The sequence below is a fragment of the Mucilaginibacter lappiensis genome (assembly GCF_900155965.1).
Lineage (GTDB): Bacteria > Bacteroidota > Bacteroidia > Sphingobacteriales > Sphingobacteriaceae > Mucilaginibacter > Mucilaginibacter lappiensis.
Genome location: NZ_FTMG01000017.1, coordinates 79,918 through 93,483, shown reverse-complemented (window position 1 = coordinate 93,483; position 13,566 = coordinate 79,918). Strand labels below are relative to the sequence as shown.

The window sequence follows — 13,566 nt, the reverse complement described above, 5'->3', positions numbered from 1 at the left end:
ATTAAATAATGATGAAAAAGATATTAATCAATTACTTATTGCCGGTATTTATAGTATTGGCGGTAACGGGCTGTAAAAAGAGCTTTGAAGATTTGACCAAGAACAACAACGTGCCCAGCACAGTGCCGGCATCGCTGTTATTTAACGGTATATTAAATCAAATGGCCGATTTGCCACAAACCAGTAACGAAATATATTGCCAATACTATATATATAACTATGATTATTATGGCAATAACCGTTATGATGGCTTTACCAATGGAGGCGATAACTACTATAGTTCCCTTAAAAATGTGTTAGCTATGGAAGCACAGGCCACAGCAACCGGTGGTGCTGCGGTTAATCCGTACGAAGCATTAGGCAAATTTTTCAGAGCTTATTTTTTCAGCAAAATGAGTTTGGAGGAAGGTGATATTCCAATGACCGATGCATTAAAAGGCTTGGGTAATCTTACTCCTACTTATGATACTCAAAAGGCGGTAATGGTTCAGTCATTGGCTTGGTTGGAGAGTGCTAACGCCGATCTTACTCAATTGATCAATGATCCTACCGTTGCTGGTTCGGGTGTAGGTTCAACATTAACTAATGACATTTATTTTAATAACGATCTTTCCAAATGGCAAAAAACAGTTAATGCCTTTCATATAAGATTATTATTGGCTTTGAGTAAAAAAACAGCTGATATTGATGTTAAATCGCAGTTTGCGGCTATCGTAGGTAATCCAACCAAGTATCCGCTGATGGAAAATATATCTGATAATCTGCAATATACTTTTGTTTCGCCAAGTAACTATTATCCGCAAAACCCAAATAACTTTGGGCAAAATGGTTCAAGACAAAACATGTCGGCAACTTACGTTAGTTTGCTTACACAGTTTAAAGACCCAAGGGTATTTGTTACAGCCGAACCTTCACGTTACCTGGTTGATACACTAAAACAAAGCCCAACTGATTTTGCCTCATTTGTTGGCGCTGATGCTGGTCTTGATCTTGGGGTGATGTATAATAATGCTACCTTGCAACGTTACTCATTTTTGAACCGTAAGCATTTCTACTCAACTTATACCGGCGAACCAAGCATTCAGATAGGTTATCCTGAGCTGATGTTTAATATTGCCGAAGGTATTAACCTGGGCTGGGCAGCAGGTGACGCTGAAGCTTATTACAAAAAAGGTATACAAGCTTCGTTTGATTCTTACAGTATACCTACTGGTACGGGCGCATTTACTGCATATTTTTACCATCCTACTGCCAGCTCAAAAGGGCCAACTGACGGAACCAGCTATAACACTTATCAGGTTAATGTAAACTGGGATACCTATTACGCACAACCTGCAGTTAAATACGCGGATGGTGTAACGGGTCACAATCAAATTTTACAGCAAAAATACCTGGCCTTGTTCCGTCATTCAGGTTTGGAGTCGTACTTTACTTATCGCCGTACAGGTGTGCCAACATTTACAGTAGGCCCAGGTACAGGTAACGGTACGCGTATACCACTACGTTTTGAATATCCAACCTCAGAAAGAACGGTTAATGCAACTAATTACAATAAAGCATTAAGCAGCCAATATGGTGGCAGCGACGATATCAACGCTACCATGTGGATATTGAAATAAACCATGAATATTGAATAATGAATAACAAAGGCCTTCCGGTATATCGGGAGGCCTTTGTTGAATTAAATAAAAAACATGAAAAAAGTAACTTTATCATTATTGTTTGCCGGCTCACTCTCAGCATTATTAGCACAGCGGCATAAAACAGAGAATGTGATCATTGTAAAGTAATTCATCATCATCAAAGAACAAATGCGCTTAGCTATATTAACAACAGCATTATTTTCATTAGTGGTAAGTGATAACTGGCAGCCTAATCCGGCACCGGTATCAAAACATAAATTCATCATTTCTGCGCATCGAGGCGATCACGTGATCTATCCGGAAAATACATTAGCTGCTTACAAAGAAGCTATCAAAAACGAGGCAGATTATATTGAGATCGACTTGCGGACAACCAAAGATGGCGAACTGGTAAGTATGCATGATGGAAGTGTGAACCGGATGACCAATGGACAAGGACAGGTTAAAGATCTTACCTTAGCAGAGCTGGAACAACTCCAGGTAAAAAGTAAGGATAGCACATCAACGGAGATTAATCGCATTCCAACATTTAAACAGATATTGCAGTTATGTAAAAACAAGATCAATATCTATCTTGATTTTAAAGCTGCAGATCCGGCTTTGGCCTACCAAACGATCAAACAATATGGTATGGAAAAACAGGTATTGGTTTACATAAACAGTGCCCCTCAGTTTATCGGATGGCGTAAAGCCGCCCCAAAAATGCCGCTGATGCTGAGTTTGCCCGATAGTGTTAAAACGGTTGCAGGGATGGAAGATTTTATCACCAAGTATCAGCCAGATATATTGGACGGTAGCTATAAACAGTACAGTGTCGATATGGTAAAACTGGCGCAAAGTAAACATATACCTGTTTGGCCCGATATTCAAAGCGCTGGTGAAGGTCCGGCAGATTGGGATAAAGCCCTGGCTGCAGGATTATCCGGTTTGCAGACTGACAATCCCGCGGCGCTGGTGAAATATTTAAAAGGGAAAGGCTTGAGGTAAAGATCTTTGAAAGCGTTATTGAGGTACGAAGCAATGACGCGTTTGTACTGTTATATTTATTTCTATTACATCCCAGTCCTTAATTCTAACTTAATACCCATACCGTATTTTTACTAAAAAAATAAACATGAGCACCCGCAGAGATTTTATTGGTACCGGACTGGCCGGTATAGCCGCCTTAACCTTATTGCCTGCTGTTAATACTTTTGCAAACGTTAATAACGAATATAACCGCCAAAATAAAGGCAGACTTAAATTGCGATTTGCCCTGGCATCTGATATTCATTATGGGCAGCCGGATACCGATTATGCGCAAAATACCGGCAATATGGTTAAATGGATTAATGCCGATCATGCTAAAAACCACCTGGATATGGTGATTGTTAATGGTGACCTGGTACATAACCGCCCTGATCTGTTGCCAGAGATAAAAACCAAATATCTCGATAAGTTCAATATGCCTTATCATACTATTCCCGGTAACCATGATTTTGCCGATGCTGCCGTATGGCAAAAGAATTTTGGTTATGAAGATAAGTATACCGTAGAATTTGGTGGTATTGCTTTTGTGCTGGCCAACACTGCCGATACAAAAGGTACCTACATTTGCCCGGATAATGTTTTTATCAAGGCCTCGTTAGAGAAATTCAAAGACAAGAAGATTGTATTTGTGATACTGCACATCCCCCCGTTCAAATGGCAAAAAGATGATGTTTTTGTGGATTGCCCCGAAACCATAGAACTGCTTCATGGTTACCCGAACGTAAAGGCAATTTTTCACGGACATGACCATTTGCTTGATGGGGTACGTTACACGAATAATAAACTCCCGCACTTTTTTGATTCGCATATTGGTGGTAACTGGGGAACTGACTATAAAGGATACCGCATAGTGGAAGTTGATAATGAAAATGCTATCTATACTTACCAGGTAAACGCCAGCCAAAACCCGGTTTTGAATTCTAATAAATTTTAAATCAGGAGCCACATGTAATGTGTCTCTACTAAAATGAAATGTAGAGACGCATGTATGTAAATCTTGCAAATTATTTCTCAGAGGGAAATTTCAGCCCAATCTGCGCACGGGCCTTGTCAATCAGATTGATCATTTGTTTCGACATTTGGTGGCTGATGATAGGGCTTTCTGTTTTACCCGCTTTGATTAGGTCGCAAAAGTGAGCTATCTCATAATTAAGGCCACCAGCAGTAAAGGGTTCGTTTAACTCAATAACGCGGCCATCCAGGTAATCAATAGTAGCACGGGTAGGGTTCCACCAGTTTTTGTGTATGGTGATGTGGCCTAGCGGCCCGGCAATCAATGCGTCGCCCTTACCATGCAGATCGAACCCGGCATATAGCTGCGAATAGCCACCTATGTGCTGTGTTTGAAATATGGTGAACATATCTATCCCGGTACTGCCAAATCGTCCCATAGCTTGTACATCCTGTAGTTCACCAAGCCAGTCTATCGCCAAAAAAGCTTCGTATATACCTATCTGCATGAGTCCGCCGCCAGCAAGCTCCAGACTAAAATTAGGATGATCGGCAGAAATATCGGCTACTGATGATCCTGCGCGTATATAACCAGCAGGGCCGATAGGGTCGAGGGTTAGATGCTCTTTTAAACGCAGGTATAAAGGGTAGAAGGCTGGTTTCATCCCTTCCATAAAAAGCAAGTTGCAATCTTTTGCCACAGTAAGTACCTGCTCCAGTTCGGCCAGGTTAACAGTAACAGGTTTTTCGCAAAGCACATGTTTACCGGCTTTTAACGCAGCAATGCTATAGGCGGCATGACTATCAGGCAAAGTGGCAATATAAACCGCATCAACATCACTGGTAAGCAATTCATCAACACTCGCGCAAGCTATACCTCCATATTGTTCCACAAATGCATTAACGGTCGACGGTGTTCTAGACCAGGAAGCTATCAGTTGGGTATCTGCCACTTCCTGAAGCCCCTGCGTAAACCGGTGAGCTATACGCCCGCAACCTATTATTCCCCATTTTATCATAGTCTTGAGTTCTGAGTCAAAAGTCTAAAATAAAAAAGTCTTAAGTCAAAAAATATAAATATTAATTGACTTAAGACTTCAAACTCAAGACTTACTACTTAAGCCTATTGGTATTGGATGTAAATAGGGTATGGTTTGTATCTTGATAAAACTTCCTCAGGTGTTAACATGTGATGAGGCGCTTTTTTGATATCGTTTTTATAAAACAATTTAAAGCCTGTGAACTGTACGGGTTCCTGGTTAATAAAATAGCGGTAGGTTCCTGTTTTAAGGTCAGGTTCACCCCAGCCGTCCATATCCATCACTAGCTGAACTTCTTTGTGCAATTTGATGTTTTTATAGTTGGTTACCATTTTTTTGGTAAAACGGTGCACTACTAAAATTTTTGGAGGCAGGTTGTTCTTTTTAACAATGTTCGCTAAGTAACCAGAAACGTAGTTGATATCCGCAGCATCATAAGTGCCAATTTTTCTACCCGGATGGGTACCGTCTTTCATGGAAAACTCAGGGTCCATACCAAAATGAACTTGTGGCATGGCTAAATATTTTTCAAACAGTGGTAATTCGGCTTGTATATTACTTAATGCCACCTGTACATCTAAAAATACAATGGCATGTGCCTTTTTGGCTAATGATAAAACGCTGTCGATTTGTTTAAATGGCATGCGGTAGCGGAATTTACCATCTTTACCACCGTCGCCTTGAGCCACTACCGCAATATAATGCAGGGCAGGTTGTACCGGTGTTTTTGGATCGGCTTTTTCCCAGTGTTTTACTTCGCCTTTTAATTTGGCCAGCATTTCATTAGGAGGTAATTCGCCAAGGATCCCCATTTTTTTAGAATAGAGGTTACCGTAAAAAGCTACTACACGTTTAAATGGTAAAATAGCGCCGTTTAATGGATAAGGAGTGTTTTTAACTGGCCATCTGCCGGTGGTATCGCCATGAGCATTGAATTTTAACAGGGAGTCATAAAGCTTTTTATCCAAAGGAGGGTAGCTTGATTTTACTACGCTCAGGGTGTCTGCCGTTTCGCCTTTGGCCGAATCTGCCTTGGCTGATGGTTTAGCGCCTGGTTTGCTGGTACTGCTGCTTTGTTTGCAATTGGTTAGCAGGGTAATTGTTAATAAAAGCGCCGAGGCGTAAAGGAAAAAATGTTTCATTATGTATAAAGGTGAGATTTTTGTGTGTTTGATGTACCGGGTTTTGAACTCTTTGACTGGTTAAGTAATAATTATTTCTGTTGATATCCGGGACCGTGCAAAATAACACCTTTTCTGGTGCCTGTGTGTTTAAAATTATCAACAGTTATGTTTCCATTCACTAAAACATACTTAAAACCAGTTGAATAGGCGTGGGGATGTTCAAACGTTGATTGGTCTTTGACCGTACCAGCGTCAAAGATAACAATATCTGCAAACATACCGGGCTGTAGTAATCCACGATTGGTTAAATGGAACTTTTGCGCCGGTAACGAGGTCATTTTGCGTATAGCATCTTCTAGCCTGATCACATTCTTTTCGCGTACATAGTAAGCCAGCACACGGGCATTGCTGCCATAGCCACGTGGGTGTGGTACTCCTGAACCAAATAAGCGGATGCCCGAATCTGATGCCACCATAGTGAGTGGATAACGGAGTATATTTTCAACATCGGCTTCATTTAAACCATGAAATACCATGGAGGCGCTGCCAATTTTGGTGATATCTAAAATGGTTTCAATTTCATCAGATATAGTTGAAGGGCGGCCTTTGGCGATATTGATCTGCATAATGTTTTTGCCGTTGATGGACGGATCGCCATCGCAATGGGCAACTACAGCGTAATCAAAATGCTCCCGGGTACGCCTTTTCATATCGGTTATCATCTCTGCTACCACCTTTTGATGTATCAGCGGATTATTCAATCTTTTTAAAACCGAATCATGTCCGCCGTCCTGTAACCAATCAGGCAGTAATACATTGAGTGTAGTGCTGCTGGCCGTGTATGGATATTGATCAACCGTTACATCCAAACCTTCCTGGCGTGCTTTTTCGACCATGGCAATCACTTCGTTTGAGCGATTCCAGTTGGGTAGGCCAACCTTAAAGTGTGATATTTCTACCGGCATATTGGCTTGCCGGCCAATATCAATGGCTTCGGCAATAGCATCAAATATCTTGTCCGACTCATTACGCATGTGCGAGGTGTACACCCCATGATATTTGGCCGCCGCTTTTGCCAGGGCAACAACTTCCGGTGTTTTGGAATATAAGCCCGGTGTGTAAATTAAACCGGTAGAAAAACCAACGGCTCCATCGCGCATGGCTTGTTCTACGAGGGCCTGCATTTTTTGCAGCTGTGTATCGTTAGGTGTTATGGCACGTTTGCCTAAAATAGCCTCACGTACATCGTTATGGCCTATGAGGGTGGCCACATTTACAGATAGTTTTAAACTATCTAAAAATTTAAAATATTTGGCGATGTTGATGTTAGAGCTGCCGCAGTTACCCGTGATCACGGTAGTTACGCCGTCATAAATAAAATTATCGGCAGTAGGGGTTTTCTTTTCGTCGCCTTCAATGTGGGTGTGTACATCAATAAAACCAGGGGCAATGATCAAGCCGGTAGCATCGATGGTTTTGTCGGCTTTACTTTCGGACAGATTGCCTATACTCACGATCTTATCTTTAACTATACCCACATCCCCATAAAACCAGGGATTGCCGGCACCGTCTATTATTTTTCCGTTTTTAAGGATGATGTCAAAATGCTGCTGTGCAAAACAACCTGTAGATAACAATATCAGGCATATCGTATACAGCAGTTTTTTGATCATAAGCTTAGCTATGAACGTGTTTTAAAGAATTTGCCAAAAACCCCAAGCGGCAGTTTTGAACCCGCGGTAGCTTGCAGATAAAGTTCGCCGATCTCGAGGTTCTGCACTTTAGGAAAAGCACTTTTGATGAGGTTTTCGATAATTACCGACGAAAAGCCCAATGAGTAGGTATTCAGGATCAGGAAGTGTTCTTCGGGATCAAGTAATTGGATAACATCGGCCATCATCTCATTGATATTATCTTCCAGTTTCCACTTTTCGCCGTTGGGGCCATTGCCATATGCTGGGGGATCCAGAATGATACCGTTATATTTTTTGCCGCGTTTTAGCTCCCGTTTTACAAACTTCAATGCGTCCTCAACCACCCATCTGATATTATTCAGACCTGAAATCTCCTGATTTTCGTTGGCCCAGGTAACCACTTGCTTTATCGAGTCGACATGTGTGGTATCGGCACCTGCTGCTTGTGCAATTAACGATGCGCCGCCGGTATAGGCAAACAGGTTAAGTACTTTGGGTTGTGGTGTTTTAAACTTTTTGATGTTTTGGGTGATATAATCCCAATTTACTGCTTGCTCGGGGAAAATACCCAGGTGTTTAAAGGAGGTTAAACCCAGGCGGAATTTGATGGCCGCATCTTTATTTTTGTATTCAATATGCCAGCGATCCGGTGTTTTAGGATCTTTCTTTACCCAGTCGCCCGCCGTAGCCGAACGACCTTTAAATTTGATGTGGTGTAATCGCAGCCATTCAGAAGCAGGTAATTGTTTGCTCCAAACCGCTTGCGGTTCGGGGCGTATCAGCACAATATTCCCAAAGCGTTCCAGCTTTTCAAAATCGCCACAATCAATCAGCTCGTAATCTTTCCAGTGCGTTGGGGTTAATAGTTGGATCATTCTTTTTTGAGTTGTACGTTATACGTGTTACGTTTTGTGTATTCTGGTTAAGGCACAAAATTAAAATAATAAACGTAGAACTTACAACGTAATTAATACCCCAAAACTAATGTATCACGTAAAACGTCACACATACAACCTAAACGCCAATCAAAGTTTCGCTTTTGCTGCCTGCATGAATTTACTGGCGAATACAAAGTCGTTTAGTTCCTGGTTATCGGTGTGGGCTATCTCTTTATTGCTGCCTTCCCACCATTTTTTACCTTGGTGTAAAAATATAATATGATCACCTATACCCATTACCGAGTTCATATCGTGGGTAACAATCACTGTTGTTATTTTATATTCTTCGGTCAGCTCATTGATCAACTCATCTATCAGGATGGATGTTTTAGGATCGAGGCCCGAGTTGGGTTCGTCAACAAACAAATATTTAGGTTGCATGGATATGGCTCGGGCAATACCCACACGCTTTTTCATCCCGCCCGAAAGTTCTGATGGATATAGTTTGTTTTTACCCGTAAGGTTAACTCTTTCCAGGCAAAAATTAGCACGATCAAGTTTCTCTGCTTTTGTTTGATTCGTGAAGAGATTCAGCGGGAAGATGATATTTTCTTCCACCGTCATAGAGTCAAACAGTGCCGAGTTTTGAAAAAGCATCCCTATTTTGGTGCGGATAGGTACGCGTTGCTCAAAATCCATATCGGTAAAGTTCTCGCCGTCAAATATCACGTCGCCTTTAGTAGGATCGTGCAAGCCAACAATACATTTCAACAAGGTAGTTTTTCCTGATCCGGAACCGCCGATGATGAGATTGTTTTTACCTGGTTTAAAAACTGCACTTATACCTTTTAGTACTTCGTTATCGCCAAATGTTTTGTAGATGTCTTTAATTTCGATCATAGTAGCAGGCGTGAAATAATAAGATCCACAAATAATATCATAATACAGCTCCAAACAACACCGCGAGTGGCCGACTGGCCAACCTCAAGCGAGCCGCCATCGGTATAAAAGCCCTGGTATGAGCAAATGGATGTGATAATGAATCCGAAGAATATAGCTTTAACAGCACAAACCGTAACAATAACCGGGTTAAAACCATCGGTTAAGCCGGTTACATAATCGGCAGTGGAAACATCATTTGAGGCGGCACAGGCAATATAACCACCTACTAAACCTAAAATTACCGATACGATAACTAATAAAGGTATCATGGTTACACCGGCTATGATCTTGGGTGATATTAGATATCCCGGCGCATTTACGCCCATGATTTCCAGTGCGTCTATCTGTTCGGTTACCCGCATGGTGCCAATTTGTGAGGCCATACTGGAGCCCACACGCCCGGCTAATACCAGTGCAGATATGGTTGGACTAAACTCCAGGATGGTAGAGTCGCGGGTAATACCGCCAACAATAGTTTTAGGGATAAAGTCGCTCACCAACTGAAACGCGGTTTGTATGGTAGCCACCGCGCCAATAAATACCGAAATGATAGCGATGATACCCAGCGAGCCTACACCCACCGAAACCATTTCACGCATCACCTCGCTCCAATAAACACTAAACTTTTCGGGCTTCCGGAAACTTAAACGCAGCAGAAGAATGTATTTTCCTAAACTTTGGAACATTTGTTTTTATAAAAATCGGTTAAAAATACGTTTTTTACCATTAAGCTTTACCGCTTGTGCCCATTGAATTAATTTAAATATGCAATTTTATGAGCTATCAGCTATTCCTTACGTAAATTCGGCCCATAAAGCTTCAATCCTAATCAAAAAAAATCATCCTCGTATATTCGGGGCTATTTTAAAAAGAACAATTATTTAAACACATTATTACCGTCATGAAGAACGCTCTTATCACCGGTTCAACAAAAGGCATGGGTCGCGCTATTTCTATTTCATTTGCTAATGAAGGATTAAACGTGGCAATTTGTTCTCGCAACGAGCAAGAATTATTAAAATTTAAGGATGAATTGCAATCCATCAATCCATCTATCAAAGTTTTTGCGCAGGTTGCTGATGGCAGTAAAAAGGCCGAGTTACTAAAATTTGCCGCGGGTGCACAACAAGAACTGGGATTTATTGATGTGGTGGTAAACAGTCTGGGTATGTTTGCGCCTGGCAGCATACTTGACGAAAGCGAAAGCGACTTTGAAAAACAATTAAATACCAACCTGATGCCTACTTATGAGTTATACCGTTACTTCGGTAAAGCGATGATAGCGGCGCGCAAAGGCCACTTTTTTAATATCTGTTCGGTAGCATCGTTAAATCCTTTCCCACAGGCTGGTACCTATGGCGTAACAAAGTATGCGCTGTTAGGCCTCACTAAAGTGATGCGGTTGGAAATGCAGGAGCATGGTGTAAAAGTAACCGCAATAATTCCCGGATCAACGCTGACGGATTCATGGAAAGACGCGGTGGTTGACAAAGATACCATGGTATTGCCAGAAGACATCGCATCGGCCATTATCAATATATACAGAATGAGCCCTGGTGCCAATGTCGATGAAATGATCATTAAACCGGCGCCGGGTCAGATATAAATTTTAGGTAGTTCATAGTTGATGGTTGATAGATCATGGATAAGAGATTGTGGAAAAATAGCCCGCGTTTATCTACAGGCAAACAAAACCATTAACTATGAACTATGATCAATGAACTTCGTCGGTATTTTCAGGGGCTTTACCGAGAGTTTGGTCACTTTCACCTAATAGTATTACGGTAAAACATTTGTTGTTTGCACATTTGAATTATAAAATCACTATTATTAATACATTATGGAAAAGAAACTTTATCGCGATGAACGCCGAAAGGTTGTAGGCGGTGTTTGCGCGGGTTTGGCAGAATACTTTGATATCGACATAGCTATAATACGTGCCTTGTTTCTGCTCACCTTTATATTCATGGGCACCGGTTTAATGGTTTACGTTGTTTTATGGATAGTATTGCCCAAAAAATATCAGCAATACTTTAATCCTGGCGTTGATTACCGTGTACCGTCGCAAGATGATCCCTATAATCCGTTTGCCGCTGGTGTACCACCACAACAGGATATGCCGTTTGGTGTACCTCCTAAAAAAGGGGGATCATCAACACCAGCATTGATTATTGGTGTCATATTAATATTTATAGGTGCATCGTTCCTGCTGCATGAATTACATTTATTCAGGTTTTGGCATTTTGGTAAACTATGGCCAGTGGTTTTAGTAGGAGCTGGTTTAGCCTTGATGGCATCGGGCAACAAAAGGAAACCCTGGGAAGAAGATTATAACCCAACCAATGCCGGGGCTCAGGAAGAGGTAAAAGATGATACCTCAAATAAAGGTGATCAAGCTGCACCGGAAAGCGATAACTTAAAAGATAATCCACCAACTGTATAACATGATTTTGTTATTTAGCCGTGAGGATTAAAGATCAAAGCGGTTTATAGCAGCTTTTCATAACTATAAAAGAATACTGAAATGAGAAACGATAAATTAGTTCCGGGTGCTATCCTGGTTTGTATAGGAGCTATATTCCTGCTCAACAACTTTGGATATATAGATTTCCATTGGATGAATATCCTCCATCTTTGGCCTATATTTTTAATTATGGGTGGTGTTAATCTTGTGTTTGCAGGCAACCGCACAGCATGGGCCACTATCTTAAAATTAGGGGTAGTTATTTTGGGCTTTGGGTTACTGATATTCGGCCACTTTGAGCGTTACAGCTTTTGGCCCGGCCGTTATAATTTTCATTATAATGACGATAGTAATAATAATGAAAAGGACGACGATGATGATGACAGCGACAGCACGGGTGTAGATCATGGGGTTGTTAAGGTTTCAGGCAGCAGTGTTTTTAATAAAGACTATACTGCAGATGCTAAATTGGCCCGTCTTAATATCAGCGGGGGCGGTACTACTTATACTTTAAATGATACCACTAATCAGCTGTTCAAAGCCGAAACCAAAGAGTTTTATGGTAGCAAATATGAGTTTACTTCCAGCAAAGACGATTCGATGTATGTAGTCAACCTGCACTTGCGGAACGATAAAGGCTGGCATATCGATAGCGACGAAGATAAAGACAAAGCCAATAGGGCCGATATTAAATTAAACCCTAACCCGGTTTGGGAAATTAATGTAGAAACCGGTGCCACAAAACTTAACTTCGATCTTAGTAAATTCAAAATAAAAAACTTAACTTTAAAAGGAGGTGCGGCATCATTTGATGTAAAGCTGGGCAGTCCACTGACAACTACCAATGTTGAGGTGTCAACTGGGGTGTCAGAAGTAATTATCAGTGTGCCGAAAGATGCAGCCTGCAGTATCCGCACCAATTCGGGCCTGTCATCAAGCGACTTCGATGGCTTTGATAAAAAGGACGATAACCGGTATGAAACCCCTGGTTTTGACGCCGCTAAAAACAAAATATACATCCACATGACTGGTGGTGTATCTGATTTTAAGGTAAGAAAGTACTAATTAACCCAACCGATACCGGGACAGTATATCTATAATAAATTTTACAAGCCGCTTCATGATGCTATCATGAGGCGGCTTTTTTGTATACTACCCAAACAAAGTGGGTTTACATGGTTTACACTTTTTATGGTTTACATTTATTTATGTAATTGACAATCAGAATATTATATGAAATTATGTGAAAAAAAGGTGTTTTTATGTAAACCCACTTTTTTCTACTTATCCTCGTTTGTTACCCCGGGTGTTGGGAATAGGCTATGTTGCCTATGCCAGTTCAAGCGTCCTTCGCTTGAACTATAGTGGGTGTAAGCGTCCACGCTTACGATTACCGGATAAAAAAGTAAGCGTAGACGCTTCCGTCCCCTCTGCGTCTCCTGAAAGTTTAAGTTAACCCAAAAAATCTAAATGTGAACTAAAGAGTACCCGGAAAGCAAGTTCACGATTAGGAGATTCCGCTGGAGTCCACCATTTCTTTAATTTTATCTATAAACAGGAGGCCTCTCTGAGGCCGAATGGTACTCCAGGTATACTGGTTATAGTATAACAGCATTGCCGGCCCCAGCGGGGCCACCTGTTTATAGCTCTAAAAAAGCACGTTCTTTGGCTCCGTAGGTGCCTCCAGTTGAAATTTCAAGTTGATGAATTTTGTGGGTTAACTTAAATCTGCGAGAGACCCTGAGTAGACAGAATGTTTTGCCGAAATATTTGGTCATTTTCCTAAGGGATGATGGGAGAC

General features: G+C 41.3%; 12 protein-coding genes. 6 read left to right on the top strand and 6 right to left on the bottom strand.

The window, feature by feature from the left end:
• Positions 1 to 11: 11 nt before the first annotated feature.
• The 3 genes from BW976_RS24385 to BW976_RS24375 all read left to right on the top strand — a co-directional run bounded on the left by BW976_RS24385 (position 12) and on the right by BW976_RS24375 (position 3,606).
• Positions 12 to 1,619: a SusD/RagB family nutrient-binding outer membrane lipoprotein gene (locus BW976_RS24385; protein ID WP_076377464.1), complete on the top strand. Its 1,608-nt coding sequence runs from the start codon at positions 12 to 14 to the stop codon at positions 1,617 to 1,619.
• Between the two features lie 192 nt (positions 1,620 to 1,811).
• Positions 1,812 to 2,630 (top strand): glycerophosphodiester phosphodiesterase, encoded by an 819-nt coding sequence (locus BW976_RS24380; protein ID WP_076377462.1) that lies wholly within the window; start codon positions 1,812 to 1,814, stop codon positions 2,628 to 2,630.
• A 127-nt stretch (positions 2,631 to 2,757) separates the two neighbouring features.
• Entirely contained in the window at positions 2,758 to 3,606 is an 849-nt protein-coding gene (locus BW976_RS24375; RefSeq protein WP_076377460.1) for a metallophosphoesterase family protein, read from the top strand.
• Between the two features lie 70 nt (positions 3,607 to 3,676).
• On the opposite strand, the gene BW976_RS24370 is transcribed toward BW976_RS24375, so the two are convergent.
• The 6 genes from BW976_RS24370 to BW976_RS24345 form a co-directional block, all read right to left on the bottom strand.
• Positions 3,677 to 4,642 carry a Gfo/Idh/MocA family protein gene (locus BW976_RS24370; protein ID WP_076377458.1) on the bottom strand — a complete coding sequence of 322 codons (966 nt, stop codon included), beginning with the start codon at positions 4,640 to 4,642 and terminating at the stop codon, positions 3,677 to 3,679.
• Between the two features lie 104 nt (positions 4,643 to 4,746).
• Positions 4,747 to 5,805: a hypothetical protein gene (locus BW976_RS24365; RefSeq protein ID WP_076377456.1), complete on the bottom strand. Its 1,059-nt coding sequence runs from the start codon at positions 5,803 to 5,805 to the stop codon at positions 4,747 to 4,749.
• 71 nt (positions 5,806 to 5,876) lie between these two features.
• On the bottom strand, positions 5,877 to 7,460 hold the full coding sequence (locus tag BW976_RS24360) for an N-acyl-D-amino-acid deacylase family protein (RefSeq protein ID WP_076377454.1): 1,584 nt from the start codon (positions 7,458 to 7,460) through the stop codon (positions 5,877 to 5,879).
• An 8-nt stretch (positions 7,461 to 7,468) separates the two neighbouring features.
• Positions 7,469 to 8,356: a class I SAM-dependent methyltransferase gene (locus tag BW976_RS24355; protein ID WP_076377452.1), complete on the bottom strand. Its 888-nt coding sequence runs from the start codon at positions 8,354 to 8,356 to the stop codon at positions 7,469 to 7,471.
• A 150-nt stretch (positions 8,357 to 8,506) separates the two neighbouring features.
• Positions 8,507 to 9,259 (bottom strand): ABC transporter ATP-binding protein, encoded by a 753-nt coding sequence (locus tag BW976_RS24350; RefSeq protein WP_076377450.1) that lies wholly within the window; start codon positions 9,257 to 9,259, stop codon positions 8,507 to 8,509.
• Positions 9,256 to 9,987 (bottom strand): MlaE family ABC transporter permease, encoded by a 732-nt coding sequence (locus tag BW976_RS24345; RefSeq protein ID WP_076377448.1) that lies wholly within the window; start codon positions 9,985 to 9,987, stop codon positions 9,256 to 9,258. Before BW976_RS24345 ends, BW976_RS24350 begins: the two co-directional genes overlap by 4 nt.
• A 215-nt stretch (positions 9,988 to 10,202) precedes the next feature.
• Between BW976_RS24345 and BW976_RS24340 the strand changes: the two genes are divergently transcribed.
• From BW976_RS24340 to BW976_RS24330, 3 genes are all read left to right on the top strand, one after another.
• A complete protein-coding gene (locus BW976_RS24340) occupies positions 10,203 to 10,907 on the top strand; it encodes an SDR family oxidoreductase (protein WP_076377446.1) in 705 nt (234 codons plus the stop codon).
• 234 nt (positions 10,908 to 11,141) lie between these two features.
• Positions 11,142 to 11,744 (top strand): PspC domain-containing protein, encoded by a 603-nt coding sequence (locus tag BW976_RS24335; protein ID WP_076377445.1) that lies wholly within the window; start codon positions 11,142 to 11,144, stop codon positions 11,742 to 11,744.
• 81 nt (positions 11,745 to 11,825) lie between these two features.
• A complete protein-coding gene (locus BW976_RS24330; RefSeq protein ID WP_076377444.1) occupies positions 11,826 to 12,830 on the top strand; it encodes a LiaI-LiaF-like domain-containing protein in 1,005 nt (334 codons plus the stop codon).
• Positions 12,831 to 13,566: the final 736 nt, after the last annotated feature.